This window comes from Meiothermus ruber DSM 1279 (assembly GCF_000024425.1).
Lineage (GTDB): Bacteria > Deinococcota > Deinococci > Deinococcales > Thermaceae > Meiothermus > Meiothermus ruber.
The window spans coordinates 553,704-580,391 of sequence record NC_013946.1; the positions used below are offsets into that span (position 1 = coordinate 553,704).

Consider the following 26,688-nt stretch of genomic DNA (forward strand, 5'->3'; position numbering starts at 1 on the left):
GCGATACCCCACGGCTCATTCTTGGACCTTGAAGAAGCTGGAGTTTCTGAAAAGGTACTTGCCTGCATTCGTCAATGCTACAAAAAAGGCGCTCTCTCGCCACTACGTAGATGGGTTCGCCGGTCCAGGGTACAACCAGCAGAAAGATGGCAGCCTGGTTGAAGGATCGCCTCTGCTGGCCATTCAACATTCCCAGTTCACTAGCTTCTTTTTCGTGGAAAAAGACCGCCGCTCGTACACTGAGCTCGAGCGGAATCTCCGGAAGCACAACCCTAGCCTTCGCGGTATCCACCTCTACCGAGACGATTTCAATCTCCGTGTCGAGGATATCTTGCAGCAGATCCACCCAAGAGCACCTACGCTGTTCTTTTTGGATCCCTTTGGCCTTGAACTCAGGTGGGCTACTGTCGAGAAAATCGCCAGGCGGGAAAAGGCAGATATCTTTATCCTGATTAGTGGCAGCGGGGCTAACCGTGCCAAGCAAAACCACCCACAAACTTTGGACGAGTTCTTCGGGGACGCCTTGTGGCAGGGCTTGCGGCAAAAGCCAGGGCAGTCCTGGTTTGAGGCCTTTACCGAGGCCTACCGTGACCGGATGAGGGGGCTAGGACTAGATGGAACCGAACTGGTCACCGTAGCTAGAAATAGCAATAACGCGCCGATGCATGTTCTAGCCTTCCACTCAAAGAACAAAATCGCTCTGCGGATCGCGAATAGTGTTTTCAATAGTATCGAGACCAATCCTGCTCAACCGGGCTTGCCGTTCGGTGAGTGAGTCAGTCTGAGGAAATTCGTCCCAGGTACGGCCATCCAACAACCTGCCCCCACTCTTCGGCGTTCTGCCGCCCCATTGCTTGAAGAAGAAGGGGATTCCAGCTCGCTGGCATTGATCTCGAAGGGAGCGCACCCAGGTGGGGTCTATGGGGCGGTGATCGGGGCCACTCTCCCCCCCTACGATCACCCAGTGGATGCCGCGCAGGTCTAACTCGAGGGGCCCCAACAAAGGCTCGCAGGAGAGAAACTTGACCCTGGCCCCGGTCTGACGAAGGAAATCCACCCGTACCGCGTACTTCTGGTTCTCCACCGAGACTCCCATCCAGACGTTCTCGGGCCACTCGATCAGGGGGTCGAGCTCCAGCAGGCGCGTGTGGCGTTTGGTGAGGATCTGGTAGGTGTGCTGGGGCGTCTCGCGCATCACGCGGAAGACCTCCAGCAGGAAGCGCAGGGGCATCTGCTCATGGAACAGATCGCTCATCGAATTGACGAAGACCCGCCTCGGCTTCTTCCAGCGATATGGTTCTTGTAACCGCTCGGGGTGCAGGGTGAAGCGGAATCCCTGGGGGAAATGCTGGGAGAAGCGCTCAGTTATGCGCTCGGCATAGCAGTGCTTGCACCCTGGACTGACCTTATTGCATCCGGTGGTAGGGTTCCAGGTGGCATCGGTCCACTCTATTGCGGTGCCGACGTTAGCCATTACGGCGTAACCTTAACACGGATAAACCGATATGTCTATGGGCATTAACACACTCAGCTACTCCTCCCACCCAGCACCCGCCGATAACTCTCCCCCACCTGCTCCAGCGAACTCTCGGCGTAGATCTGGGTGGTCTTGAGGTCCCGGTGCCCCAGAAACTTCTGAAGCTGCTCCAGGGGCATCCCCCGGTCGAGAAGGATCTGCGCCACCGAGTGCCTGAGCAGGTGCGGGTAGACCCGCCGCTCGAGGCCCGCCTCCTTGGCGGCGGCCTGGATGAGCTTCTGGACGGCCCGGGGGGAGTAGCGCTGGTGGCGGTTGGACTCGAAGAGGTAGCCCCGGGTGCGCCCCGCCAGATGAACCCGCAGCTCCTGGGCCAGGGCGGGCAGGATCGGCACGTACCGCACCGAGTCCTTCTTGGCCTTGTGGACGTAGAGGTGGGGGGCCTCCCCGTCGAGGTGGAGGTCCTGGGCCCGCAGAAAGACGAACTCGCTGACCCGGCACCCGGTGTAGAAGAGCGTCTTCAACATCAGGCCGTAGACCGGCTTCCGGGGGTTCAGGCGATACGCCGCTTCCAGCAGGCGGCTCACCGCTTCGGGGGAGAGCCGCTCCACCACCCGGCGGCGAGCCGGGGGCGGGGCGAGCTCCAGCATCCGGCGCACCCGCTCGACCACATACTTGCTCTGGTCGTAGTCCAGGTGGGCCTTGCGCCAGAGCCGGGCGGTCTCCCGGATCACCGCGTCCAGTTCAGAGTTCGCTTTCGTTTTCTTACCGCGCACTTCAGCCAGCTTGAGGGGGGTTGCGCTCTCCATGACCCCCTCAGTCTAGCCGGAAAAGTTCGCTGTATGGGTATTGAGCGAATAAAGAGCGTGCGGCTGCTGGGTTGAAAATCACCGGGGCGACGACCGCCCCGGGCTAGACTGGCGATGGTATCGATGTCCAGGTTAGACTGGCGATGGTATCGATATTCTCTACACGGGAGGTTATCCATGCAAACCGTACAATCTTCACCTTCACAGCGAACAATCTTCTGGCTTTTCGGCGTGGTGTTGACCCTGCTCCTGGCGGCCTGCGGCGGGGGGACCTCCGGCGGCAGCAGCGGCGGCGGCGGTGGAGGAGGTGGGGGTGGCGGCGGCGGCGGAACCACCCCCTCCTTCACCCTCGCTCTGAACCCCACCAGCCTCACCGTGCAGCAGGGGTCTAGCGGCAGCACCACCCTCACCGTGACCCCGCAGAACGGCTTCACCGGGGCGGTGAACCTTGCCCTGGTGGACGGCAGCGGCAACCCCGTTTCGGGGATCAACCTCTCGCCCGCCAGCGTGACCGTGAGCGGCACCAGCCCGGTGACCCAGAACCTCACCCTGACGGTGGGTTCGAGCGTGGCTACCGGGCCCTACGCCCTGCAGGTCAAGGGCACCTCGGGGAGCCTGACCCAGCAAGTCGGTCTGAGCCTGACGGTGAGCGCTCCAGGTGGGGGCGGCGGTTCGCCTTCGCAGGTCACCGTAAAGGTTTCAGACCCAAGCGGAAGCGGATATACGGGATACTATCAGGACTCAAACCAGAATAACTGGCAGCCGCTAAACTTTACGAATAACCAGGCGACTTTCAACGTCAGCGGTTCGCGGTACGGGGTGGCCGTGGTATGCGGTAGTAGCGGAAGTGCCGGGTCAACACAATTCGTTTTGGCTACCGTCAGCGAGTCCAACCTCGCTACCGTGAGTTGTTATGCCTATGGCGCCCCATCGACGGGACCGACAATTACGGTCACCGTGGACGCCTCACAGATCGCCTCGGTGGTTGCTCCGGGTGATGAAGTCTTTGTGAACGACAGTTACCCTTCTTCCACCCTCAACAGCGCACTAAAGTCTACCGTTTCCTACCAGAAAAGCGCTTCTGGAGCAGTGGATCTGGTGGTGCGAATCCGCCAGGCCAACGGTGGGCCCACAAAAGCGGTCAAGGTGGTACGCAACGTGACCAGCAGCAACCCCACCATCACCTTCGTGCCCTCGGATCTCACCAACGCGCAAAGCGTCGCCCTCACGAACCCGCCCCCTGCTTCTTTCTCACAGTATGTCGGCTACGGGTACATTACAGCCAGCAACACGGGCATAGCGGATCTGAGGGTAAGCAACAACAGTTACCTGCCGGTAGCGGGCTTCCAGTCAGGCGATCGATACATCAGCTTCACAGAAGCAGTACAGGGAGATTACTTCACTGACGGGGATGGCCAACGAGCCATCACCTTCAAGGGTTACTCTACTCCGCCGACCTCGGTGGCCTTCGCAACCCCTTGGTCGACCGGGGCGCTTTCTAGCAATGCAGCCGGCCTGCCCCAGATCTCTGGTCTGAGCTACCCGGGGGCGATTGCCTATGGAGCGAGCTACTCTACCCCTTCAGGACGATTTTTGAGCGTTTTGGTTTCCTCTGGCTACCTGGCAGGGGCTACCAGCTTTGATCTGGCCAGCCTTTCACCCCTCTTGAACAGTGTGGGTTATACAGCTCCATCTAACGGCACAAATGCCGTTGTCGAAGTCTACGCCTTGGTGTCCCCTATGGGACTACGGCGGAGCCTGGAGTTTATCAGTGTTTTTGGTACTCCCGCCTCCTTTTCACTTTTTACGAGCGATCTTGATATTCAATCGGTAAACGTCAACAAGAAGTACGTTGTCGGCGGGGGAGCAGTCTCCTTCCCTTAGGCGAATGATCGAAAGGACATGGGCAACCGTTACAGAGAGACCTACCACGGTAGCCTCTTCGAGGCGGTGGGAGATAACGGCACCATCCGCACCTCCCCCTGAATCGGAGATACCCTTATCCCGCCCCGTCCGCGATGGGGCGGGGTACTCTTACCCGAGGCCCGGCGGGGGTGGGTGCGGCGGATCTAAGAAACTGTTGTAAAAGTCCCCTCCTCCAGCTTATGCGGCCCTGGCCAGCCGCTTCACCAGCAAGCGTATCATGCCTAAATACATCCAGGCTTCCGTTACCTCAGGGTGGTACTCGTAATCTTTCCCCAGCCGTCGGTTTCGCCCCATCCAGGCAAAGGTCCGCTCCACCACCCACCGCTTGGGCAGGGGCTTGAACCCACCCTCCCGCGGGATCTCCGGCACCTCCTCCCCCTCCCGCACCCAGACCCCCCGCACCCCCGCGTAAGGACGGGCCACCACCTCCAGCTCCAGTCCCAGCCCCCTAGCCACCTCCCGCAAACCCCGGTAGCCCCAGTCCACAAAGAGCTTGCGCACCCGGGGCCACAAGGAGAGGTCCATCCCCAAAAGCAACGCCTGCCCACCCCACTTGTCGTGCTCATTGGCCGGGTGGACCAAGGCCTTCAAGAGACGGCCCCCCGTGTCCGTCAGGATCTGCCGCTTCCTCCCTTTGACCTTCTTCGCCCCGTCGTGTCCCCGGGGCCCCCCTTTTCACTCGTCTTCACCGACTGGCTGTCCATGACCAGGGCACTCGGGGAGGCATACCGTCCTCCCCGCTCCCGGTCACGACGGGCCAGAACCTGAGCTACCTTCTCCCAAACCCCTTCCTTCTGCCACTTGCGGAAGTAGTGGTAGACCGTGGACCAGTGGGGCAAGTCGTGAGGCATGGCCCGCCACTTGATGCCGTTTTCCAGGACGTAAAGTATGGCGCTGACGATCTCCCTTCTGGGCACCTTTGCGGGTCGGCCACCGGGCTTGGGGGCAGGGATCAAGGGCTCCAGGATGGCCCACTCCGCGTCCGACAGGTCGCTGGGGTAAGATCTCCGTGTAGAAGCCACCCTTCAAGCATAGCGGACTTTTACGACAGTCTCTAACAACTCAACCCCTCATCCACGACTGCTGAGAACGAAGCTACAGGTCTGTTGGGAATGTTGGGAATTTCCTTTTGGAAAAACAAAAACTCCCAACACCAGAAATGCCGTGTAGGACTTGTTATTTATGGCCTTGTTGGGAATGTTGGGACTGTTGGGAGTTTTGGAGAGGTACCCCTATAGAAATTCCTCGGAAGAGAAGGTCATACTATATTCCTGTGTGCAGTAACATATTGCTATGCGCTGGCAAGTGGCTTTGCTCTCCCTCATCGCGGCTCTGGCATTGCCGGTGGTTGGACTGGTCACGGGCCGGGTAGTGGGAGATTTCTTCCTCCGTGGAGACCTGATCGGCGCGGTCGGGGCGGCCTTCGGCGTGCTGGTGTACGCCCTGGCGCTGGCCTCCTCCTACTCGCACCTGCGCCACTACTACCGGGGCTATGAGGCCCAGGGGGTGCGGGCCTCGTGGGCGCTGGCCCTCGCGGTCGAGGTTGCGACCTTTTATATGAGCTTTGCGTATGTGGTCATTCACTCCCCGTGGGCCTTCTGGGGCAGCCTGATCGGGGCCTTCGTGGTGTTCTGGGGCAACTTCTCCAGCATGTATGAGGCCCGGGTCCAAACGGCCACACTGCGCGCTTCGTCAAGCGTGGCGTCTTTTCCCGGCGATAGCCGGGTGGTTGACAAAGCCCCTGCAGCGAGCGAGGAGCCTGTAGTCCAGGCACAACCCTTTCGCGCTGCGGTGGATCCGGTGCAGGAGCGTTCGCAGTACGAAGCCATCCTCGAGACGCTCCTCTCAGCGGAGGCTGTGGAAACCAAGATCAGCCAGGTGAGACAGTCGGTGCGGGCAGTCCAAACGGCCACGGTTCCACAGAAAGCCAGGAGCGAACCCCTGTCGGAGATTCCGACCCGCACGGAAGAACGTCAACAGGAACCCACCCTGCTCCTCTCCGAGGGGGATAAGGAAGTACTCCGTCTGGCGGCGGAGGGGCCAATCGGCCCCTCGGGGATCAGCCGGGCGCTGGGGATCGCCAAGAGTTCCGCCGGAGACCGACTTAAGAAGCTGGAGCGCATGGGGCTTCTGGTGAAGCGCGGCTCGAGCTACGTTCCCACGAGTCACGCCCAAGCATCCATTGAGGGAGGACAGGCGCTGTACCAGGGGGCGCAGGCGCCCCACTGAGCGGCGGGAAAGGAGAATGCTCGGGGGGCTGCTTCTCGTCAGGGACGGCTTGGTGAGGTTGTCGAGGCGCGAGCGCGCAATTCGGCGCTGATCGAGCCAGGGTTTCAGGGTCGAGCCGGCCGAGCGAGGCAGCCCCGCGGGAAAGCCATAGGGCGTGAACCAGGGGGACGAGGGGAGCAGCTGCCCCCTGACCGGCCCGCGCCGCCGCGGGCGGCGGCTCCCTATCGCTGCTCCCAGAGCTCCGGCGGCAGCTCACGCACGAAGGGGCTCGGCCAGCGGGGGTCGTAGGCGACCACCAGGGCTTGCATGGCCCGCGAGCAGGCGACGTAGAACAGCCGGCGGTCACGGGCCTCGTAGGCCTCCACCTCCTCCGCGGGCACCGCGGCCTGGCGGGGGAGCGTGCCCTGGTTGACGTCGAGCACCACGACCACCGGGAACTCCAGGCCCTTGGCCGAGTGCAGCGTCAGCGCCTTGACCGCTGGTTGATCCAACTCGAGATCCTCTCCCTTTGACCAGGCGGCGGGTACATCCAACCGGTTGAGTATGTCAACCACCTCACGCGCGCGGGCTTCGCTCGGGCAAAGGATACTTACCCCACTCAGAGGCACTCGCAGCTGTCTGCACAGGCGGTAGATCAGATCGCGGAGCGTGCCGGCCTCCTTGTCGTGGGCAATCCCCACCAGCAGCGGCCTGGGTCCATCACGGTGGGCTGGTTCGGGCAGATCCTCCGACTCCAGTGAGGGATGGCGGGCCAGCGCTGCCAGCGCTGCATGAATAGGCCGTGTCGAGCGGTAATTGCGCCGCAGCAGAAGGCTCCGGCCCCTCATGTCGAGCGCTTGATCTACCGCCTTAAAGGAAAACCCCTGCTGGTAGAGGCTCTGGTTAGCGTCGGCGGTGAGATAGAAGCCCTTCGGGTGCTTGACGAGGCGCAGTAGGAAGCGCAGGGCGACGGGCGGGAGATCCTGTGCCTCGTCAACTATTACCGCATCGTAGTTCGGTTGTGCACTGGCTCGTGCTGCCGACCGGGCCCGGTTCCAACTCAGCAGCCGGCGCTGATCGAGCAACCTGCGCCAGCGGTCGTAGGCTACCCACACCTTTTCTCGCTCCTCGGGGTATAACGGGAGCTGCCGCCCATGACGTGCGAAGCTCAGGTACTCCCTGTGATCGAGATCCCAGGCCTGAATTACGTCATGGAACTCATCGCGCAGATAGCGCGGGCCCAAACCCTGCAGGAACGGATCCCGTAGCTCGCCCAGCACGACCCGCACGGCGTCGAGCAACTCTGAGTCGCCAGCAATTTTCCAGGAGGCGGCCTTCAGGTTCTGCCGCACTAGCCTATCCACCCAGCTAACCTCGACCTCAGCGTCCAGGCCCCGCTCTTCGATCAGGCGTGAGAGCAGCTGCTCGGCGTAGTGGGCGAGGGTGGTGGTGTAGGTGGCGAACAGGATCCGCGAGCCGGGCCGGTGCTGGGCGTAGGCCAGGGCCCGGTACAGGGCCACAACGGTCTTTCCGGTGCCGGGACCGCCGCGCACCAGGGTTGGACCCTCCAGCCGCCACTCCGAGGCGTGAATTTGCTCGGGATCAAGGCGGAGCAGTAGGTCGCTGAGGCGGCCGCTGAGGTAGTCCTCCAGTTCCTGCCGCGAGTGCACCACGTACTGCGCCTCGGACTGCGTTTGATCCAGGCCAGGCTGATATAGCATGCTGATCACGTGCACAACCCACTCGGCAGGCACCACGCTATCGAGTGCAAGCAAGTCGTCGTCGCTAGTGCAGCTCAAGAACTGAGGGAAGTAAAGTCGTGGTACGCCCCAGCCCTCGAGCTGCTCGGGGCGTAGCGGGAAGACCTGCTCCTTCGGCGGGCCTCCTGCGGCGAGCTTTTCGTCCTCCTCGTCCCAATCATCGGGGTGTGGCGTAGTGAGCTCGCTGGGCGTGTTCAGCGTGCGGGGGTTAAAGGGCAGACTGTAGGTGTCCTCGCTACGCCGGCGAACCGCGTGGATCTCCACGTACTCATCCAGGCGGCAGAAGACCCGCCAGTTACCCACTTTCAATCGATGAAAACCAGGGTACTTATGTAGTGGACTCAGGTTGAGCCGCCCCGAGCGTGGATCCCTTGCCAGTAGGTCGATGTCGCTCAACAGGGCATCTCGCTCACGAGCGGGAACCGCTTGCAACTCCCTCAGAGCGGTGATAGTGAAGATCGTGTGCCGCTGCATCAGCCCTCGACCCCCTGGGGATTTTTAAATAGACGTGCGAGCCCACGAACAGAGCTGAACCAGGCCAGCAGCGAGCGTATGTATCGTTCGAGTCGATCAAGCCGTGTTGCATTGTTTTGCTGAGTATTCGAGATGGTTTCGCCCATCTGCTCCAGGGTCTGAGCCAGTTCCTGCACCTGCCGCTCGAGCTCCTGCTGCCTCCGCGACTGTACGCCGAACTCCTCTTGCAGCAAGGCGTGGGTCTGCTGCAGCGTGTGCAACTCCTGACCCAGCGCTTCGCGGGCCGATCGCTCGGTATCGAGGGCGAGGCCGAGGGCCTGCCGTTCCCTCACCTCCTGCTCCAGGCTCTGGGAAACGGCACTTATCTGCGAGTTCATGTGTCCCAACAACGCCCGAAGCTGGTCAAGCTGGCTGCTCAACTCCTGGCGCAGGGCTGTCTGGGCCCCGAATACCTCACTCTGAAGCGCCTCCAGCCCCCCGCGCAGATTCTGGTCAAGGTCTCGCAGCGGTTCCTGTACTCGAGCCTCAACTGCCGCTACTTCCTCGCGGAGGGCTTCAAGCCACTCTTCCTGGGTGGCGGACCACTGCTGTTTGAGTGACTCAACTCGCTCACGCAGTTCCCAGAGCAGGCGCTGATCGCGCAACCCCTCCAGATCCTTGAGTGTCTCGCTCAGGTGCTGGCCCAGGCGCTCTATCTGGACTTTGCCTTCCTCCTTGAGGCGCTTCAGCAACCCATTCACCTCGCTGTGGAATCCGGCACGAGCCTGCTCGAACTCCATCCTCAAGCGGGATACGTGCTCCTCAGAAGCCTGCAGAGCTGCCTCCAGCCGGGGCAGAGAGTCCCCAGCACGCCCGAACAAGGCGATGGCATGAGCCACCTGTTCGTGGGCGGCGTCCAGTCGTTGTTGCTGCTGTGTGATCCATTCGTCGGTCAGGTAGTCAGCCATTCATTCCTCCTATACCTCTATCTCTATGTGGGGGCGTGACGTGCTCAACAGCAGTGGTGAAAGCCTTAAGCACTTCTGCAGGCAGCAACTTGCTCAGGCGCTCGGCAACCTTCACCAGTCCCTCAAGCGCCCAGGCACGTTCAACGTGCGCTGCACGAGCAGGGTCAAGCTGCCGGAGGGTCTCAAGCAGGGTGAGGCGGGGGTGGTTGCGTCCCAGAACCCCCTGGGGATCCCCTGCTAGGTCGTCAGCGAGGCTCGGCACCCACTCTCCCAGGGCTAGCACGAAGGCCAGCTGGTTCGTCAAGCCCATCCGTGCGCGCAGCATCACGTCCAGAGCACGCTCGGTCAGCACCTTGGCGGTGGCCCTCTCGCCCTCGAGGCCCGCGCACAGGGCAGCCAGAAACAGCACCGCCAGGTCGTTGGGTCGTTGCTCGAGCAGATACTCCGCCCGGCCGCGCACAGCGCCCACGAATCCCGCCTCGACCACTTCGCGGGCGTATGTCCTCAGCGCCGTGAGGTTGTAGCCTGTAAGCACGTTCTCAAGACCCTCGGCCAGGATCCGCTCGCGCGCTGCCTCCTCGGGAACCAGAGCTCGCTCACGCCCGAATTTCATGTCCGGTACGCAGGTGTCACAGAAACCGCAGCTATAGTCCTGTGGCAGGCGTAGCTCGAAGGCCCGCCGAAGATATACGCGCCGACAACTGCCCGCCGGCAGGGCTGCATAGTGGTAGAGGTTGCGCAGCCCTGCTAGCCGCATGGCCCGGATCGTGGTATAGAGCGCCTCGATGAGGATCTTCCCGGCTCGCTGCACGAACTCGGCCTGGTTTCCCTCGGAGCGGGCCAGTTCTTCGACTTCGATCAGCACCGCGTCCGGGGTGCCCGTGGCTTCGCCGTAGCCGCGCACGTAGTCAGCCAGAGCGGCGACGCCGCGAGCCCAGGTCCAGTCCTGATTGAGCGTCGCTCGGTAGGCGTGGCTCCTCTGGCGGGTATAGGTGTGAAGCACCTCCAACACTCGCAGGCGGGAGAGGGCCTTCTCCACCGGTTTGCTGTCACCAGCCCCGGCCGACTCCACCAGCAGCCTCCCGGTCAGCGCCCTGTTGTAGGCCTCGGTAAGTTGGGTTAGTTCATCCCGGGCACCGGGGAAATTCTGGTTGATGAAATAAGCCTGCTGGCCCACGTCGCAAAGCTCCTTCAAGCCGAAGGGACACCGTAACGTTGGGAAACCCCGCCTGTCGCGTTCCAGACAGGGGAGCGGTAGGGGGTCGTCCGCTCCCAGTCCGAAGATAGCCCGGTCGCCCAGGTGCTGCTCGGCGCAGGTGGGATCCGGAGGAACTGTGACCAGCGCAACGTGGGCGTGCGCGCGGTCACGTCCAGCCCGGCCAGCCTCCTGGTAGTAGCCCTCCAGGCTGCCTGACATCACGTAGTGCACCACCAGGCGTATGTTCGGCTTGTCGATACCCATCCCGAAGCCTTTGGTCGAGACCAGCACCGGCAGGCGGTTGTCGAGGAATTGGGCCTGAACCTCTAGCAGATGCTCGTCCCAATCGCTGGGGCTGGTGAAGTCGTCCCTTTTCCCAACGAACCCGCAGTCCGCCTCAGCGCAGCGATAACGGCCGTAGTCGCTGTAGTAACGGGTAGAGCCACAGCGCGGGCAGTGGCCCGGGGCAGAGTTGGAGTGGATGCCTACCGCTCCCTCTGGCAGCACCCTGTTGCGCCGGAGGTGCTCTGCCACCGCCGCTGCGTTGCTGGCGAAAAAGGCACGGCTGTGAGCGTTGGCAAAGGGGGCGAAAACCACTGCGCCGTGGCGGTGGCGGCCGCGGGAGTCGCGCTCGAGCAACCCCTCGCTCCCTGCCCCCAACACGGTAGGCGCGACCCGGGTCAGCACCTCGTCCAGTGCTTGCAGTCGTCCAGCGAAGCCCTGGCGGCCATCGACGACGTGGACGCTGTAGCTAAGCTCGGGCCGGTCGCTACTGCGGCTCTGCACCACACTGTCTGGACTGATGCCCAGCAGACGCAGGATATCTGCACGCACCACCGGTGAGGCAGTGGCGGTGAGGGCCAGCATCGGTACACGCTCGGTCACTCCTTGCTGCTCTATGTACTGACGTAGACCCTTGAGATGGAGGTAAGAGGTGCGGAAATCGTGCCCCCACTCTGACACACAGTGGGCCTCGTCAACGGCTATTAGAGAGAAGCGGTGGCCCCGGATGAGCTCCCCCAGCTCCCGCCGGAAGTTGGCCAGGTCGAGGCGCTCAGGAGCGATGTAGAAAAGACGGTAGCGGCCATTGCGAAGGTGCTCCAACGTGGCCTCTGCGGTCCCGGCAGCGTGCTTGCGTCCACTCATGAAGCCCACCCCGGTGATCCCGTCGCGGTAGAGGTGGTCGACCTGGTCGAGAATGAGTGAGACCAGCGGGGAGACCACCAGGGCGGTGCCCGGCTGGATCAGGGCAGCTAGCTGATAAATTGCTGATTTGCCGTAGCCCGTTGGCAGCAGCACCAGCAGACTCTCGCCAGCGAGCACCCGCCGCACGGCCTCGGCCTGCTCCGGTCTCAGGCGGTGGTGGCGGAAAAACCGGCTGAACAGGTGGTCGAGCACCTCCGGCGCCGGATCGACGATGTGGTAGCCCGGGTCAATGCCCGCCGGATCCTGAATTAACCCCCGAGCGGCCTCCAGAACCTCGTCCGGCTGCCAATCCGCCAGCAAGAGTGGGTCTTGGGGGTCGTCGATGAGCACGTCCACCTCACTCACGGATCCGAACTCCACCTCCGCCAGCAGCAAGCGTCTAAGCTGGCCCTCGGGGTCGCCCAGGTAGGCCCGGAGTGCCCGCTGCGACGCTTCTCCCAGCCCATCGGCCTCCAGCCGGACTCGCGGCAATCGCTGCTTAAGGCCGTAAAGCCGCCGCACCACTTCCAGCAATTCCAGGCTGTCCAGGAGTGCGAGCACCGGTAGAGGCTGGTCGCCGCGAATCCGCACCCGCAACTCGCCCGATTCCCCTGTGCCCAGCCGGGCCAGCCAGGCAGCCGACCACAGCCGCAGCGCTGCCGGTCCCAGCACCAGCCAGCGTCCCCAGGCCGGATCACCGCTCCGCACGGCTATCCCTTGCCGTTTTGCCTGAACCAGGGTCCAGCGCGATGAGGCTTGTAGGGCCTCTAGAGCATCGACGGTAACCGGCGCGCCGCCCAGGCGCCAGTGCTCTGGGCCGGGCTTTGGTGCATCTAGCGCCGCGGAATCGGGCATCGCTCGCTCGAAAAAGGGGAGCAAAAGCCTGCCGAAAGCACCCTGGCGCTCTGGAGCCATTGGGTCAAGAAGAGAGAAGCGGCTGTAGGCTTCGGCAGGCCACAGTTCCAACGCGTCCGCGTACTCCGGTAATTGGGCGGTGCGCAGATCACCCTCAACCCAATCCAACTGCAGCCCCTCTGCTTCGGCAAGTACGAGCAGGGCTTGCTGCAAGAAGTAAGGTACTCCTTGCAACGGGTTGTGGTGGGGCCAACCCTTGGGATCCCAGCCGACCAGATAGGCAAGGCGGTCAATCCTCACGCCATCTCCTCCTCCGGGCCGGCCGCCCGGTCACGCTCCCACAGGCTGTAGGCCAGAGCCAGCGCCTCGGGTCTGGCCCCCGCCTCGACCAGGGCACGATCGGCCTCGATGAGGGTCTGGCCGCTGCTGATCAGATCATCGAGCAGAAGTAAGCGTAGCCCGCGCACGGCGGCGGGATCGGCCACCCGCAAGGCTCCGGCCACGTTGGCGCGCCGCTCCGCCTCCCCTCCAGCGTCATGCTGGCGGAGGGGAGGCACCCGTTGCCACTGCAGCACCCTCAGCACGGGATGTCCACGGGCTTCGAGTTCCTCGGCCAGGGCATCCAATCCGGCCTGGACGGGCTGTCGTGAAGGCACATAGGCCACCGGTAAATCCGGAAAACGCCGCACGAGGTAATCTGCAACTGCACGAACACGCTTGCCAGAGCGCTTGAAATCGAGGATCTGGTAACGTGCATTGCTTAGGAGGTCGTTGGCTCGCCTGCTCCTGGGCCGCTCAGGGAGGTAGCGCCCGAGGACACTCCAAACCCGCCCGGCCCGGCTCAGTCGCAGCGGGGCCGCGATTACTTCGGCTGGGACGCCCTCCTGCTCCAGGGGGTGCAGGTAAGCCCGGTAGTCGCCCAGTGCGTAGAGGAGGTCTTCTGGAGCAGAGAAGATAAGATCTGGCCCTGCGTTGAGGGCGTGGGCTGCGTCCGCTGCACTCCAGGTCGCCAGAGCGGAGACGATCCCCAGCCGTCGTGCTGTCAGCACGTCCTCTAGCCGGTCTCCTACCAGAAGCACCTCTTGCGGGTTCAGATCCTCAATCAGCGGTTGCAGCCGACCGGTGCTTGGTTTGTTGGCCGACGCCACAGCGCTACCCAGGAGCCTCGCTGCCACACTCGCGGGGAAGTGCCGCTTTAAGGCAGTCTCGACGTAGCGCATTGAGTTGTTGCTGACCAGCACCACCTCGACCCGGCCGCCCAGGAGTTCCTCCAAAATCTCCATGACGCGGGGGATCGGGCGCAAATTTTCGACCAGCAGGTCGGGATCTTCACGTAGACGCTGCGCTTTGGAGACGCTGGAGCTGTCGAGCAGCAGGCTGTCGAGAACGAAAATCAGTCGCCGAAAGACAGGGTATTCTGTGAGTTTGGGCAGAAGGGTGGTGTTGGTGTCTGGCCGGGAGGGTGGCTCGAGCAGGTTGCGTAGCAGGTGTGCTGCAGCCGTGGTATTGGGCTCGGGCTTGTACGGACGGGTCTCCTCCAGAAGCAGCCGCGCCTGCTCGGCCGGGGGCGCTTCTACCGCGCCGCTGGTCGCAGGGATGTCCTGGGGAAGCCTGAGTTCGCGCAAAGGCAAGATGCAGCCGAAGCACCCCTGACCCTGGCAGTCGCAGCGCAGGCTCAGCTCCAGCAGCCGTCGGGCCTCCGCCAGGATCTCCGGCAGCTTGGCAGGCAACTGGGTGGCAACCCCGATGCCGCCCTCAACAGCGTCGTAAGCGGTGAATACCAGCTCGTGCCGCGGGGCCTGCAAGGCGAAGCCTATGTCGGAGAGGTCGGTTTCGAGTACGTCGGGAATGGCCTTGGCCAGTGCGTTGCTCAAGGCCCAGTACGCCGCTGTTGAGCCGTCGCTGAAGCGGATCTGGCCGAGATCGGTCTCGTATTCGCGAGCGAGAGGCGAGAACACCGGGTGATTCTTCCAGGTGTCCGGGACGTTCTCGAACCCAGTTTTCCAGCCATAGTGTGGCTCCGTCTCCTCCCCGCACGAGCAGGTACCAGGTAGCACAAAGTTGAAGGCATGAGTACTCACCCTGGCCTGGCGTTTGGAATAACTCTGCAGGACGTACCCTCGCCCCTGTATCGGCTCCTCTCCGTCTCGTGCGGACTCCGGCACCACCACGCTTCCGCTCTTGAGCAGTTCTCGCTTCTCCAGCGGATCCAAGAGCACTCTCCGCCCGTCGCAGTCTTCCACTACCCACTCCTCAACACCATGGATCCCTCTGATTCCCCGAGTGCTTCGCAGTGACGGGCAGCGGAATTGCACGGTCTTAGTGAGGCGCTTGACAACCAACTCCAGGCCTACCCGTACCCGCCCCCGTCCTGCTTCTGCGATAACCGAACCTATAGCTGTGCGGGCTTCGACCTCCTCGAGCCGAGGGTAGACGACAAGCCACGGACTGTGGTAGTGCTTCACCTGCTTGAAGTCGGGCCGATCCACCTGCTTGGCACCGTAGTACGCCCGGTTGTACTCCTCAGGATCCATCAGGCTGTCGGTGACGTCCTCGACCCATACCAGCACGGCCTCCTCAGTGCGCTGGTTCCGGGTAACGCGGGCGCGCGTCCAATCGATGCTGCGGTAGTAGCGGCCCTGATGTGGGAACACCAGGCCCAGCGCCCACTCCCGATGAGCCGCCTCCTGCCGCAACTCCCCAAGCATCCACTCCGGGGTCGTCTCCGCCTCCAGCGTTAGCTCGCCGATACCCTGGATCGGAGCCCCCTCGCCTAGCCTGATCACCAGGTACGTCAGGCCCGGCATCGACCGCAACGGCGGCGCTTCGACCCTTGCAAGCGGCTGTGTAAGTAGCGGGGCGAACTTCCGTTTGAGCTCCTTCCTCACCGTCTCGGGCACGGCTGCTGGACTCAGGAGTTGCTCGAGCAGTTCCTCGCCACCTCGCAGCCCCATGCGATGTGCCTCCCAACGCATGCGCTGTAGGTGCTGCCGTAGCAAAACCGGGTTGGCGGGGTTGATATATACCGGATCGGCCTGGGCTTCTACAAGCCGTTTCAGGTTATCAAGGCGAGAATAGTACTCGTCTGCCGCTACACCGAGACGGCCAGTACGTGGGATGAAGACCACGTGCGCCGGCCCTGAGCGCCCGGCCCGTCCAGCCATTTGCTTGAAGCTGTTGCGGCTACCAGGGAACCCCAGGATAGCGACGTGCTGGAGGTCACCAATGTCAATACCAGCCTCTAGTGTGGTCGTAGAAAAGACGAACATCGACTCATTGCCCTGGCGCAACTGATGCAGGACGTTGGCGTAGTCCCGGTGGCCACTGAAGAGAGGGTGTACTTGCGTGCCACGCTGGCGGCGGTAGGTCTCTGCCAGACGCCGGGTCTCAGCCCGGCTTTCCACGAAGGCGATTCCCTTGCGCCTCTCACGCTGGACAACATGGATGAGGCTGGGCACGTTTTTTGCGACACCACGGTAGAAAAAGCGTGCGTGAACCGGCGCCCCTGACGCACCCACCACGCGGAAGCGATTACGCCCGGTCAGGCGACGCACGAAGTCGGCGGTGTTGTCAAGGGTGGCAGTTGACAGTACCAACCGCACGTCGCTGTGCACCAGCGCCATGAGTCGTCGCAGAAACAGAGCCATATTTATGCCGAAGTAGCCGCGGTAAGCGTGGGCTTCATCAAGGACGATGTAACGAACCTGGCTAAAGAACCCGGCCAGTTCCGGGCGGTCGAGGTAGTGGTTGAGCTTATCGGGGGTAGCCACTACAACGTGGGGAAGCCCTTCCTGGAGTAGTTCATCGAGGCTGATGCTACCGAAGAAGGGGCGCAGCTTGAGTGGCAGTCCCTTACATATCCGCGTGAGCTTGTCGTATTGGTCGGTAGTGAGTGCACGCAGCGGGTAGATAAACAGCGCAGTGTTATTCCGCTGCAACAGGTCTTCGAGGATGCCCGGGGCGAAGGCCAGAGTCTTGCCTGAGGCAGTGGGGGTGGTAATCACGAGGTCGAATGGCTCGTGACGGGTGGCGCGCAGGAATTCCAGTGACAGTGCCTGGTGAGTGAAGAGACCTTCCTTAGCGCCTGCAGCTGCCAGCGCCCGGGCCAGATGCTCGTCGAGGCCGAGAGCATCAAGAGGGACGACCTGGCCGGGCCTTAGCTGTGGCCGGGGGTTGAGCACCTCGGCCTGGTCGAGACTCAGCGGCTCATCCGAGATCGCAGGTATTTGGCACAATTCGACCCCCCGCTCTCTCAGCCGCTGGCAGTAGCGATCGAGACTCATCTGGTACAACAACTCGGCCAGGGTTCGAGGCCACGCCTCACCAGTCCAGGCGTGGATGAGTTCGTCCGGTAGGGTGCGCAGTACTTCCTCGGCCTGGGCCGGAGCAAGGGATACCACCGCACGTTGCAACTCTGCTACCGTCCGTGCTTGTGCAACCGCCGTGCACCAGGTGTTTGGCAGCCCAGGTGGGAGTGCATCAGTGGGAACCAACCACACCGGAAAGGCTGTAGTGCCGTCCCAAACGACTACCGTGTCATGTGGAAAGGCTCCCTCAGATGGCACGCGTTGGCCTGAGATTGGGTTAAGGAAGCCCTGAGCTTTTTCATCGTAGATAAGGTACTGCCACTGATGCATAGGGGTCTCCGGTAGATCCTCACGTCCTTTATCCATGCTGGATCCGCCTCCCCCAACTCAGAGGGTAGGTAGGTGCAGATGTTGCACCTGTAGGCTGCGCGAGCGGTAAGAATGATAGGCTTGAGGGAGGTTCAGCGGTCATCGGGAAGGGTTAGCGAAACACGGAAGCCGGAGAAGGGTCGCGCCTTAGAGATAGTGAAGGTGTTGCCAAAGAGGCTTGCACGCCAGAGATCTAGATCGTCGGTGAGGGTGGATACCATACCCACGGCGTTAGCGAGGGTTCCAAGGTCCCGATACAGGGTGCGCTCGCCGGTGCGCTCAAGCCACCAACCTTGTTCAGTCTTGTAAATCTTGGCTTCCGGATCAGGAATCGGGGACGGAGGATTGGCTGTAACCTGTACGCGCACAACTTCGCCGGAGGGGAGCAGTGGGTCTAGCCGCCGTTTAAGGTTCGTGAAACGTTGTTGGAGAGACTCAAGGGGCTTGCTCAGGTCTGGGTCATAATCAGTGACCTCCTCCAGGAGGCGTTGGAGGTGCTGGGCTCCGTTCTCAAGGATGATGTTGTCGGAACTCGCCAGGGTTTTGGCGCTGTGGACATGGACGAGATATGCTTTGATTTCCTGCTCTAAGCTGCGAACGTCATTGAAGAGGTTGTGCATATTCAGAACAAGCTAGAAAACCTTACTTCCGCACATACGCGGGTGTTTTTGTCGAGTTCTAGAACCAGAGTCTTAACTTTCGAATCTGAGGTTACCTTTTCGTTACGTACCTCCTTGAGTCCATAAAATGGTCACCGGGGTAGCTCATCAAAATTTGTCCCTCGCTGGGGCAAACGATGACACCACTATTTTAGTGAGATGCTAATGCTATGTTGCGACTTTTGACCTGCTTTTTGTTTGCTCTAAGCTTGGCCCTGGCCCAGGACACCGTGGCAGGGCGTGCCAGCGTGATAGACGCCGATTCTTTGGAAATCCAGGGGAGCCGCATCCGCCTGTGGGGGGTGGACGCCGTGGAGAGCAGCCAGACCTGTTTGGACGCTCGTGGGAGGGTATGGCCCTGTGGACGGCGGGCTACTTTTGCTTTGTCGGACTTTCTGGGACAGAGGACGGTGTATTGCGTTCGGAAGGGTACCGATCGGTATAGACGGATGTTAGCGGTGTGCAGCGTGGGGGGCGTAGAGATCAACCGCTGGTTGGTGGAGCAGGGATGGGCACTTTCTTATACTCGGTATGAAGGCGCGGTCTATCTTGACAGCCAAAAACGGGCCAAAGCCGCCCGGCGAGGCATCTGGCAGGGGAGTTTTCAAGAACCCTGGACATACCGCGCCAATCCTGCCAACCCACCCAGCGCCGGGGCGCCGCGACCCTCGAAGCCCTCCTCGGACATCTACTACCGCAACTGCGCTGAAGCTAGGGCGGCAGGTGCTGCGCCGATCTATCGGGGTCAGCCGGGATATCGGCCAGGATTGGATCGGAATGGCGACGGGGTGGCGTGCGAACGCTGAACATTTGCTCGTGTTGCAAGGGCGCAGGCGACGCGAGGAGGGCGCATAACCCAAGGGCCGCTCCTCCCGCAAGACGGCGATGGCTTTCATGCCCCTGCGGCTGGTACGGCGACCCCGAGAAACCCTGTAGCTGCACCCCCGCCCAGCGCCAACGCTACGTGAACCGCATCTCTGGCCCGCTGCTCGACCGCTTCGACCTGGTGGTGGAAGTTCCCCGGCTTACACCCCAGGAACTCGCCCGCGCCCCCGAAGGGGAGTCCACCGCAGTTGTTCGAGAACGGGTGCTGGCGGCCAGGGAAAGGATGCTATCCCGCCAGGGGAAGCCCAACAGCGAACTCTTTGGCCGTACCCTGCGCCAGCACACCGCACTCTCACCATCCTCCGAGGCCCTCTTGCAAGCGGCCACTCAGCGCCTGGCCCTCACCGCAAGAAGCTACGACCGCATCCTGCGGACAGCCCGCACCATCGCCGACCTCTCAGGGGCCGAGCCCATCCAGGAAGCCCACCTGGCCGAGGCGCTGACGTATCGGCGGAGTCTGGGGTAAGGATTGCATGAAACGAGCATCTAATTGCTCACCGAGTTCGTGGCTTTTTGCAGGCCACAACCAACCACCTACAAGGCCAAACCCGCCAACACCGCTAGGCGCACTGCTTTCACCCTTCTCCTCCTAAACATGCCGACCTTACCTTCTCGTGCTGAGGTCGTTCACCATGAAGCGTATGGATCGGGTTTTTTCTTGCCAACTCACCAAGACTCCCACGATCCGCCGATCTGCGGGAGGGGGTGGCTGACCGGGCTTGTTACTGACCCTAAGCGACACCATCTGGCCTAGTTGCACTTGCCGGGGATAGAGGCTAACGTCGTACCCAGAGGACTCAGCGGTGAGCCAGAACCACTGATTATCAAGAGCAAGGTCGGCGGCCTCGGTCTTGCTCAGGGTGAAATAGAAGATATCGCTATCGAAATGTTTGGTGACCACCCAGTAGCCGTCACTCTCCAAAATGGAGCGGGAGTATGTGCCGTCCACCACCTCGGCCTCGATGGGGTAAGCCGGGTACACCAAGCTGCACGCGCTTAGGCTAAGGGTCAGCATTATCAAGGTCGCAGCTCTCACAACGCCTCCTTAGAGACAAGGGGTGAGCCCAACTCCGTGCCAGCACCTGGAAAACTCGGGCAGCAGGGGGGTTTCGGGGACAATTACGCCTTGGGGAATGACGTCTCCGCTCAGGCTAACCCCCAGGATGTTGACTCCTGCCAAGACTCTGCCATCCAGCCCGCCGTAGATTCCCGCCCGCAAGCGGATCACGGGCTGGTTGGGGTCTTGACTTTACATCTTACTTAGAAGCACACTTAAATGCACCCAAGAGCGTGTATACTCGAAACACCATGCCCCGCATGACCATCGAAATTGACGAAGCCCTGCTGGAAGAGGCCCGCCGGGTGCTGGGGGTGCGCACCAAACGGGAAGCCATCGAGCGGGCCTTGCAGGAGCTGGTGCGCCAGCAGCGCCGCCGGGGCATCCGGGCCCACGCCGGGCGGGTGGAGCTCGAGCTCACCCAGGAAACCCTGCGCGCGCTGCGGGAGTCCCGCTAGTGGCCCGCATCTTGGTAGATACATCGGCCTGGATTGAGTTTTATCACCCCAAGGGTGCCCGCCAGGTCAAGCAAGCCCTGGGTAACGCCCTGGAGGTACATGAGATCGCGGTCATAGCGCCGATTGCCGTGGAACTTCTGTCCGGCGCAAAGAGCGAGAAAGACTACGGTCTTCTCGCCGCTGATCTGCAGGCCCTGCTCTGGCTACCCTTGGGAAGCGAAGAGGCGGGGGTGGCTGGCAAGCTGGCCTACGATCTGGCCCGTTCCGGCCAACGGGTACCCACGGTGGACTTGCTGATCGCCGGATCGGCCTTGGTGCATGGCTGCGAACTGTGGCACTTTGGCGATGCCCACTTTGCGACCATCGCGGGCCATAGCCCCCTGCAGGAACACAACCTCAAAAGCGCCTAGCCCTTTCCCCACTCACCCACCTCCAGGCCGTCCCGCTGCTCACCCCATACTTCCTCGCCAGGCTGCGGGCACTGGCCCCTGTCCGGCGGTGCTCCTCCACCAACAAAGCTCGTAGCTCTACCTTGCCCACCGGCCCCGGTTTTTGTCGAGGAAGAAAGTAGGTCATGTTACCTTGAATACCCCGATTGCCCTGCACACGCCTGCCCCTGCGGCCACCACGGCGACCCCCAGAAGCAGTGCGTCTGCACCCCCACCCAGCGCCTGCGCTACGTGGGTCGCATCTCGGGCCCCCTGCTCGACCGCTTCGACCTGGTGGTGGAAGTACCCCGGCTCACCCCGGAGGAGCTGGCCCGAGCGCCGGAAGGCGAGCCCACTGCCGTGGTCAGAGAAAGGGTGCTGGCGGCCCGGGGGCGGATGCAAGCCCGCCAGGGAAAACTCAACAGCGAGCTATTCGGCCGGGCCCTGCGGCAGCACACCGCGCTGTCCCCCTCCGGTGAGGCCCTCTTGCAGGCGGCTACCCAGCGCCTGGCGCTCAGTGCCCGCAGCTACGACCGCATCCTGCGGGTGGCGCGCACCATTGCCGACCTGGCAGGGGCCGAGCACATCCAGGAGGCCCACCTGGCCGAGGCGCTGGCGTATCGGAGGAGCCTGGGGTAAAGCGGGGCGATCGTTCGAGGGCGTTTGAGCTTTAAAGATGAGCTACAATTTCCGCTCTACCCAGCTCGACATAGCGGTACGTGTTCAGCAACTCGCAAAGCACGTCGAGCTGCTCCAGGAAGAGGGCCTCTAGAACTTGGTTCGAGATGTTTCCGGTGGAGACCAGGAGCAGCTTGTAGGGTTCACCCCGCAGGATCAGGCTCTGGATGAAGTCCGCGTCCTTGCTTACCACCACCCGCTTTTCCCTCAGCGAAAGGGCGTTGATCTCGCTATCTTTGGTGGCATTGCCCCGCGGAAGCTCGGAGGTATGCAGGGCATCGTAACCCCGCTCCCGCAAAAGCCGCACTAAGCGAAAGGGCAGGTGCGCGTCCACCAAAAAGCGGATCACGCCACCCTCAGCACCGCCCCTACCTCGCTGAGCTTGGCAGCATACAGCAAGCAGGCCTGGATATCCTCCGGCTCGAGGTCGGGGTAATCGGCCAGAACCTCCTCCGGGGTCATACCCCCCGCCAGGAGCTCCAAGATCACCCGCACCGGGTAGCGCAACCCCCGCACAGTAGGCTGGCCGTGGTTGACCTCGGGCTCGAGGGTAATGCGCTGAAGCAGGGCCGATGGGTTCGTCACGGCTTCAGTCTAGCACGCCCCATAGCCGGTACTTGCTATACTCCCTCCATGGACGCCCTGGCCCTCTACACCCAGGGCCGCTACTGGGAGGCCCTCTTGCTGGCCCAGCAACAAGCCCGGGTGCAGGCTGTGGCCCTGTCGCTGCTGGCGCTGGGCCAGGTAGCCGAGGCCCAGGCCCTGCTGGAGAGCTGGCAGCCCCAAGAGAGCGTCGCCCAGGCCGAACGCCTCGCGCTCCTGGGCTTCGCGGCTTTCCGCAAGGGCGATCCTGCCACCTACCGCCGGTGGGCCCTGGCCGCCGCGCAGATTGTCCAGACCCCCCTCACGCTCTACCACCTGGGCCTCTCGCTGCCGCCCGCCGATGGACTCCTGGCCCTGCAAGCGGCGCTTGACCGCTGCGAGGGCCCACCCGAGGAACAGGCCCGCCTGGCCTATGCCCTGGCCCGCACCTATAGGCGGCTGGGCTGCTTGACCGAGGCTCTTTCCTACGCCAGCCGGGCCGTCCTGCAAGCCCCGGAGCAGCCCCACTACCGGCTGGAGGAGCTCACCCTTTTGGCCCTGGCGGGGGAGGAGCCCCTCCCCGCCCTGGAACGATCCCTGCCGCCCCTGCTGGCCCACGCAGCCCCCGGGGTGCGCTACTACGCCCTCTGGCTCAGCCTGCTCCTGCAAGGGATGCAGGGCCAGGAAAGCCCCGAACTCCTGGAAGCCCTCCTGCGGCAGAACTCCAGCCCCCACCAGCCCTACGACCTGCCCCTGCTGGTGCTGCTCTTCAAGCACCGCCCCTCGGCCCGGCCCCTTCTTTCCCGCTGGCTCCGCGCGGCGGCCGCCGGATCTTCCCCCGACCCCCTGCCCCAGGCCCTCCAGTCGCTGGCCCAGGGCCTCTGGCACTACCCCCGCCCGGAGGCCCGCCCGCTCCTGGAAGCTGCCCTCCCCACCCTGCAGACCGAGTGGGCCGAGGAGGCCCTGCGGGCCGCCGCCCACCTCGCAGCTCTGGAAGGAGCCCCCCTCCCCGAGCCCTACCGCCGGATGGCCCAGGCCCTCCGGCCTGAGGCCAGGGCCCTCTTCCTGCCGCCCGAACTCCCCCCACCCGCCACCCCCTACCTGCGCACCCTGGGGGCGGCTCACCTGGAGGGCTTCCCTGCCCTCAGGCCCCGCAGCCTGGAACTCCTCACCCTGCTGCTGGCCCACCCCGAAGGCCTCTCGGGCGAGGCCCTGGCCCGGGCCCTCTACCCCGCGCCCAACCCCCAGGCCCTCAAGAGCGAGCTCTGCCGCCTGCGCCAGCAGGGCTTCGAAGTCCAGCCCCGCCCCTACCGGCTTTGCACCCCCATCGAGGCCGACTTCCTAAAGCTCCAGGAAGCCCTGCAACACCACCGCCTGGCCGAGGCCCTCAGCCTCTACCAGGGCCCCCTGCTGCCCAGAAGCCAGGCCCCCGGCATCGAGCTGCTGCGGAACCACCTGGAGGAACAGCTCAGAGAGGCCGTCCTCCGGCAGCCCGACCCGGAGCCTCTCTACCGCCTGACCCAGCGCATCCCGGACGACCTCGTCCTCTGGGAAGCCCTGCTGGAACGCCTGCCCGAACCCGATCCCCGCCGCCCGGCGGTGCGGGCCTGGGTGCGGCGGCTCAACGCCCAGTACCGCTAGGCACCCCGGAGCGCACCACCCCCGGCGGGGGGCAGTCGGGGTGGGTGCAGGCGCGGGCGGTCTCCCTGAGGCCCAGAACCAGAAAAACCAGCAACACCAAGAACAGCCGAACCTTCCGCATGCTTCCACCCTAACCCAGGGGAGGTAACCAACACGGTCAGAAGGTAACCAAAATGAGAGGAAAGGTCACCATTCTGAGAGGGGGTTTGGTTACCTGGGGGAGCTAAAAATAAAAACAGCCCTTTAGGGCTGGAAAACAAAGGAGGAACCATGGAAGGTTACAAGGTTACACGAATCATTGCAAACAGCACTGGGAACGGGCCGGTGCTTTTGCGGCAGGAGTAAGAGGTACAACCTGGAAGAGGGGATGACATTGATTGTGGGTGATCGACTGGAAACTTTGGACGGCTGGCTGGAAGTAAGGGATCGCGATGGTTTGGTTGTTCGACTGGGGCCTTCCTCGGAGTTTTCATATGAGTTTGATCCCTTTGGAGGAGTCATTTCTCATCCTGCGAAACGCCCCTCTATTGTTCTGTATGGAGAGGTGTTCAAATTTCGCCACTACGTCCGACCATTGGAAGTGATGGCTTGCGGAAAGTACCGAACCTCGTGCTGGTATTGTCCATCCAGTTTCTACGTCCGCAATCTCGATGCCAGCAGGGATGCCTATTATGCGCTAGCAGGGGAGGTTCCAGTCTGGGAGTGGGACGAAGAAGGGAGGCCATTTGATATCGTCACAATACCTGAAGGTTTAAAAGCGATTATTCACCACGACCCACTCCAACCCATGCACAAGCGCTATACCGTCGAGGAAGTTTCTCCTGTTGCAGCAGATGAATGGGACTACATTTCCTCCAACTTCATGAACCCCAAGCGCTGGTTGGCACCCAAAGCTCGGCAGGAGGTGGTTGCGGCTGGATAGGAGAACTTTTCGATGGCGCCTGGTTGGGCTGGCTTTGCGCCAGGTGATCCAGGCGGCCCCCCTCGAGGCCACCCTGCTTTTGCTGCTGCTGGCCCTGGGGGGGCTGGTGCCGGTGGGGGTTCTGGGCTTTACCCGCGCCCTGGTGGACGGCCTGGTGGCCGGTCTGGGGGAGGGCGTGTGGGGCCCCTGGCTCTGGTGGCCCCTGCTGGGGCTGGCCCTGGCCTTTGCCCTGGACTTCCTGCTGGCCCCCTGGGTGGCCTATCTGCAGGGGGCGGTGAACGAGCGGCTCACGGCCCGGGTGCACCTTCTGCTGATGGATAAAGTGGGCGGCCTGCCCGACCTGACCCCTTTTGAGAACCCCAGCTTTCACGATGAGCTGCAGGTGTTGCGCGATCAGGCCCCCTACCAGCCCCTGAACCTGCTCATCTTTCTGGGGAGCGCCTTCCGGGGGAGCATCACCGTGGCCGGGGTGTTGCTGCTTTTGCTGAGCGCGGCGCCCCTTTTCCCGCTGTTGCTATTGCTGGCCACCCTGCCCCAGGCCATCCTAACCTTCCGGCTGCAGAAGGGGGTGTGGGAAGCGGTGCTGTTCACCGCGCCCGAGGCCCGCCGGATGCGCTACTTTGCCGAGGCCCTGCTCGAGGCCGACACGGCCAAGGAGGTGCGCCTGTTCGGCCTGCTGCCCTTTTTTCGGGGGCGCTACCTCGAGGCCTTCTGGGCCCTTTACCGCGCGGTGCGTCGCGCACGGGGCCGCCAGGCTCTGGGGGCCAGCGGCCTGGTGCTTCTGGGCGCCCTGGCGACGGCTGCGGCTCTTTTCCTGGCCCTGCGGCAGGCCCTTTCGGGGGCCAGCGGCCTGGGCAACCTGGTGCTGGTGCTCCAGTCGGTGGGCAGTCTGCAGCAGAACCTGTTTGGCCTGGTACAGGACGGGGGGATGCTTTACGAGAGCCTTCTGTACTTCGAGCGGCTGGAGCGGTTCCTGGCCCTGCCGCCGACCCTGCGACAGCCCCCCAAGCCCCGGGAGGTGCGCTCCTTTGAGGAGATCCGCTTTGAGCAGGTGGGCTTCACCTACCCCGACGGGAGGCGGGCCTTGCAGGACGTTAGCTTCACCCTGCGCCGGGGGGAGCGCCTGGCCCTGGTGGGGGAGAACGGGGCGGGCAAGACCACCCTGGTCAAGCTGCTCCTGCGCTTCTACGATCCCGGCGAGGGGCGCATCCTGGTGGACGGGGTGGATCTGCGTGAGCTGGATCTTGCGGCCTGGCGCCGCCTGGTGGCCGCGGTCTTCCAGGACTTTGGCCGCTATGCCCTAACCCTTGAGGAAAACATCGCCCTTTCCGACCTAAAGCACCTCCACGACCCAAAGCGCTTAGAGGAGGCGGCCCGGGCTGGAGGGGCCGAGGGGCTGCTCCTCCGGCTGGGGCCGGAAGCTTTGCTCTCCAGGGCCTTTGGGGGCACCGAACTGTCCCTGGGGGAGTGGCAGCGGGTGGCGCTCTCGCGGGCCTTCTTCCGCCAGGCCGAGCTGCTGGTTCTGGACGAGCCCACGGCCTCCCTGGATCCCAAAGAGGAGGCCCACCTCTACGCCCGCTTTGCCGAGCTGGCTAAGGGGAAAACGGTGCTCCTCATCACCCACCGCCTGGGCTCGGTGCGGATGGCCGACCGCATCCTGGTACTGAGCGGGGGGCGCCTGGTGGAGGAGGGTGATCACGCCACCCTGCTGGCCCGTGGGGGTGCCTACGCCGAGCTCTGGCGCTTGCAAGCCGATCTCTACAGCCCCGACCTGGCCGACAAATGAGGAAAATTGGAGCAATCAGGCTGAGCTGCACGATGAAGTCGCTTACTACCGACCACCCGGCAGGAAGCCTACCAAGGCCG

At 63.0% G+C, this 26,688-nt stretch carries 21 protein-coding genes and 2 pseudogenes; 11 read left to right on the forward strand and 12 right to left on the reverse strand.

The window, feature by feature from the left end:
* Window positions 1–28 precede the first annotated feature (28 nt).
* Entirely contained in the window at window positions 29–775 is a 747-nt protein-coding gene (gene tcmP / locus MRUB_RS15490; RefSeq protein ID WP_157413568.1) for a three-Cys-motif partner protein TcmP, read from the forward strand.
* Here the strand turns inward: tcmP and MRUB_RS02955 are convergent.
* Entirely contained in the window at window positions 683–1,474 is a 792-nt protein-coding gene (locus MRUB_RS02955; protein ID WP_013012874.1) for a DUF5131 family protein, read from the reverse strand. The genes tcmP and MRUB_RS02955 overlap by 93 nt on opposite strands.
* Window positions 1,475–1,527: 53 nt before the next feature.
* Window positions 1,528–2,283: a tyrosine-type recombinase/integrase gene (locus MRUB_RS02960; protein WP_013012875.1), complete on the reverse strand. Its 756-nt coding sequence runs from the start codon at window positions 2,281–2,283 to the stop codon at window positions 1,528–1,530.
* A gap of 177 nt (window positions 2,284–2,460) precedes the next feature.
* On the opposite strand from MRUB_RS02960, the gene MRUB_RS02965 reads away from it, so the two are divergent.
* Window positions 2,461–4,167: a hypothetical protein gene (locus MRUB_RS02965; RefSeq protein ID WP_013012876.1), complete on the forward strand. Its 1,707-nt coding sequence runs from the start codon at window positions 2,461–2,463 to the stop codon at window positions 4,165–4,167.
* A 219-nt stretch (window positions 4,168–4,386) separates the two neighbouring features.
* On the opposite strand, the gene MRUB_RS15750 is transcribed toward MRUB_RS02965, so the two are convergent.
* A protein-coding gene (locus tag MRUB_RS15750) for an IS5 family transposase (protein ID WP_244403990.1) occupies window positions 4,387–5,231 on the reverse strand; the annotation gives its coding sequence in 2 pieces (ribosomal slippage) (window positions 4,387–4,883 and window positions 4,883–5,231; 846 coding nt in all).
* 271 nt (window positions 5,232–5,502) lie between these two features.
* Here MRUB_RS15750 and MRUB_RS02980 point away from each other — a divergent pair.
* Window positions 5,503–6,438: a winged helix-turn-helix domain-containing protein gene (locus tag MRUB_RS02980; RefSeq protein WP_013012877.1), complete on the forward strand. Its 936-nt coding sequence runs from the start codon at window positions 5,503–5,505 to the stop codon at window positions 6,436–6,438.
* 221 nt (window positions 6,439–6,659) lie between these two features.
* Here MRUB_RS02980 and MRUB_RS02985 read toward each other — a convergent pair whose 3' ends face one another.
* From MRUB_RS02985 to MRUB_RS03005, 5 genes are all read right to left on the reverse strand, one after another.
* Window positions 6,660–8,651, reverse strand: a complete 1,992-nt coding sequence (locus MRUB_RS02985; RefSeq protein ID WP_013012878.1) for a 3'-5' exonuclease — start codon at window positions 8,649–8,651, stop codon at window positions 6,660–6,662.
* Entirely contained in the window at window positions 8,651–9,598 is a 948-nt protein-coding gene (locus tag MRUB_RS02990) for a coiled-coil domain-containing protein (protein WP_013012879.1), read from the reverse strand. The genes MRUB_RS02985 and MRUB_RS02990 overlap by 1 nt, the downstream gene beginning before the upstream one ends.
* Entirely contained in the window at window positions 9,591–12,689 is a 3,099-nt protein-coding gene (locus tag MRUB_RS02995; protein ID WP_160143424.1) for a DEAD/DEAH box helicase, read from the reverse strand. The genes MRUB_RS02990 and MRUB_RS02995 overlap by 8 nt, the downstream gene beginning before the upstream one ends.
* A 443-nt stretch (window positions 12,690–13,132) precedes the next feature.
* A complete protein-coding gene (locus MRUB_RS03000) occupies window positions 13,133–17,248 on the reverse strand; it encodes a DEAD/DEAH box helicase (RefSeq protein WP_160143425.1) in 4,116 nt (1,371 codons plus the stop codon).
* Between the two features lie 356 nt (window positions 17,249–17,604).
* On the reverse strand, window positions 17,605–18,132 hold the full coding sequence (locus MRUB_RS03005; RefSeq protein WP_013012882.1) for a hypothetical protein: 528 nt from the start codon (window positions 18,130–18,132) through the stop codon (window positions 17,605–17,607).
* A 209-nt stretch (window positions 18,133–18,341) separates the two neighbouring features.
* On the opposite strand from MRUB_RS03005, the gene MRUB_RS03010 reads away from it, so the two are divergent.
* Entirely contained in the window at window positions 18,342–18,977 is a 636-nt protein-coding gene (locus MRUB_RS03010; RefSeq protein WP_013012883.1) for an excalibur calcium-binding domain-containing protein, read from the forward strand.
* Window positions 18,978–19,066: 89 nt separating this feature from the next.
* Window positions 19,067–19,522 (forward strand): annotated as a pseudogene (locus tag MRUB_RS03015) (magnesium chelatase subunit ChlI family protein); the annotation flags it as partial.
* 138 nt (window positions 19,523–19,660) lie between these two features.
* Here MRUB_RS03015 and MRUB_RS03020 read toward each other — a convergent pair.
* Window positions 19,661–20,092 carry a hypothetical protein gene (locus MRUB_RS03020; protein WP_013012884.1) on the reverse strand — a complete coding sequence of 144 codons (432 nt, stop codon included), beginning with the start codon at window positions 20,090–20,092 and terminating at the stop codon, window positions 19,661–19,663.
* A gap of 272 nt (window positions 20,093–20,364) precedes the next feature.
* On the opposite strand from MRUB_RS03020, the gene MRUB_RS03025 reads away from it, so the two are divergent.
* The 3 genes and pseudogenes from MRUB_RS03025 to MRUB_RS03035 form a co-directional block, all read left to right on the forward strand.
* Window positions 20,365–20,571: a type II toxin-antitoxin system VapB family antitoxin gene (locus MRUB_RS03025; RefSeq protein ID WP_013012885.1), complete on the forward strand. Its 207-nt coding sequence runs from the start codon at window positions 20,365–20,367 to the stop codon at window positions 20,569–20,571.
* Window positions 20,571–20,981: a PIN domain-containing protein gene (locus tag MRUB_RS03030; protein ID WP_013012886.1), complete on the forward strand. Its 411-nt coding sequence runs from the start codon at window positions 20,571–20,573 to the stop codon at window positions 20,979–20,981. The genes MRUB_RS03025 and MRUB_RS03030 overlap by 1 nt, the downstream gene beginning before the upstream one ends.
* 201 nt (window positions 20,982–21,182) lie before the next feature.
* Window positions 21,183–21,638 (forward strand): annotated as a pseudogene (locus MRUB_RS03035) (magnesium chelatase subunit ChlI family protein); the annotation flags it as partial.
* 31 nt (window positions 21,639–21,669) lie between these two features.
* On the opposite strand, the gene MRUB_RS03040 reads toward MRUB_RS03035, so the two are convergent.
* Together MRUB_RS03040 and MRUB_RS03045 are read right to left on the reverse strand one after the other, a co-directional pair.
* Window positions 21,670–22,026, reverse strand: coding sequence for a DUF5615 family PIN-like protein (locus MRUB_RS03040; RefSeq protein WP_013012887.1), 357 nt, complete (start codon window positions 22,024–22,026; stop codon window positions 21,670–21,672).
* Complete coding sequence (locus MRUB_RS03045; RefSeq protein WP_013012888.1) at window positions 22,023–22,262, reverse strand: DUF433 domain-containing protein; 240 nt, start codon at window positions 22,260–22,262, stop codon at window positions 22,023–22,025. Before MRUB_RS03045 ends, MRUB_RS03040 begins: the two co-directional genes overlap by 4 nt.
* Before the next feature lie 48 nt (window positions 22,263–22,310).
* Here MRUB_RS03045 and MRUB_RS03050 point away from each other — a divergent pair, with 48 nt between their 5' ends.
* On the forward strand, window positions 22,311–23,900 hold the full coding sequence (locus tag MRUB_RS03050; protein ID WP_013012889.1) for a tetratricopeptide repeat protein: 1,590 nt from the start codon (window positions 22,311–22,313) through the stop codon (window positions 23,898–23,900).
* On the opposite strand, the gene MRUB_RS15755 is transcribed toward MRUB_RS03050, so the two are convergent.
* The gene (locus MRUB_RS15755) at window positions 23,881–24,021 is read right to left on the reverse strand and encodes a hypothetical protein (protein WP_156113836.1); all 141 of its coding nucleotides are present in this window, start codon (window positions 24,019–24,021) and stop codon (window positions 23,881–23,883) included. The genes MRUB_RS03050 and MRUB_RS15755 overlap by 20 nt on opposite strands.
* A gap of 246 nt (window positions 24,022–24,267) precedes the next feature.
* Here MRUB_RS15755 and MRUB_RS15500 point away from each other — a divergent pair, with 246 nt between their 5' ends.
* Both MRUB_RS15500 and MRUB_RS03055 read left to right on the forward strand, forming a co-directional pair.
* On the forward strand, window positions 24,268–24,822 hold the full coding sequence (locus MRUB_RS15500) for a hypothetical protein (protein ID WP_081439940.1): 555 nt from the start codon (window positions 24,268–24,270) through the stop codon (window positions 24,820–24,822).
* A gap of 43 nt (window positions 24,823–24,865) precedes the next feature.
* Window positions 24,866–26,608, forward strand: coding sequence for an ABC transporter ATP-binding protein (locus MRUB_RS03055; RefSeq protein WP_241476977.1), 1,743 nt, complete (start codon window positions 24,866–24,868; stop codon window positions 26,606–26,608).
* The last annotated feature ends 80 nt before the right edge of the window (window positions 26,609–26,688 follow it).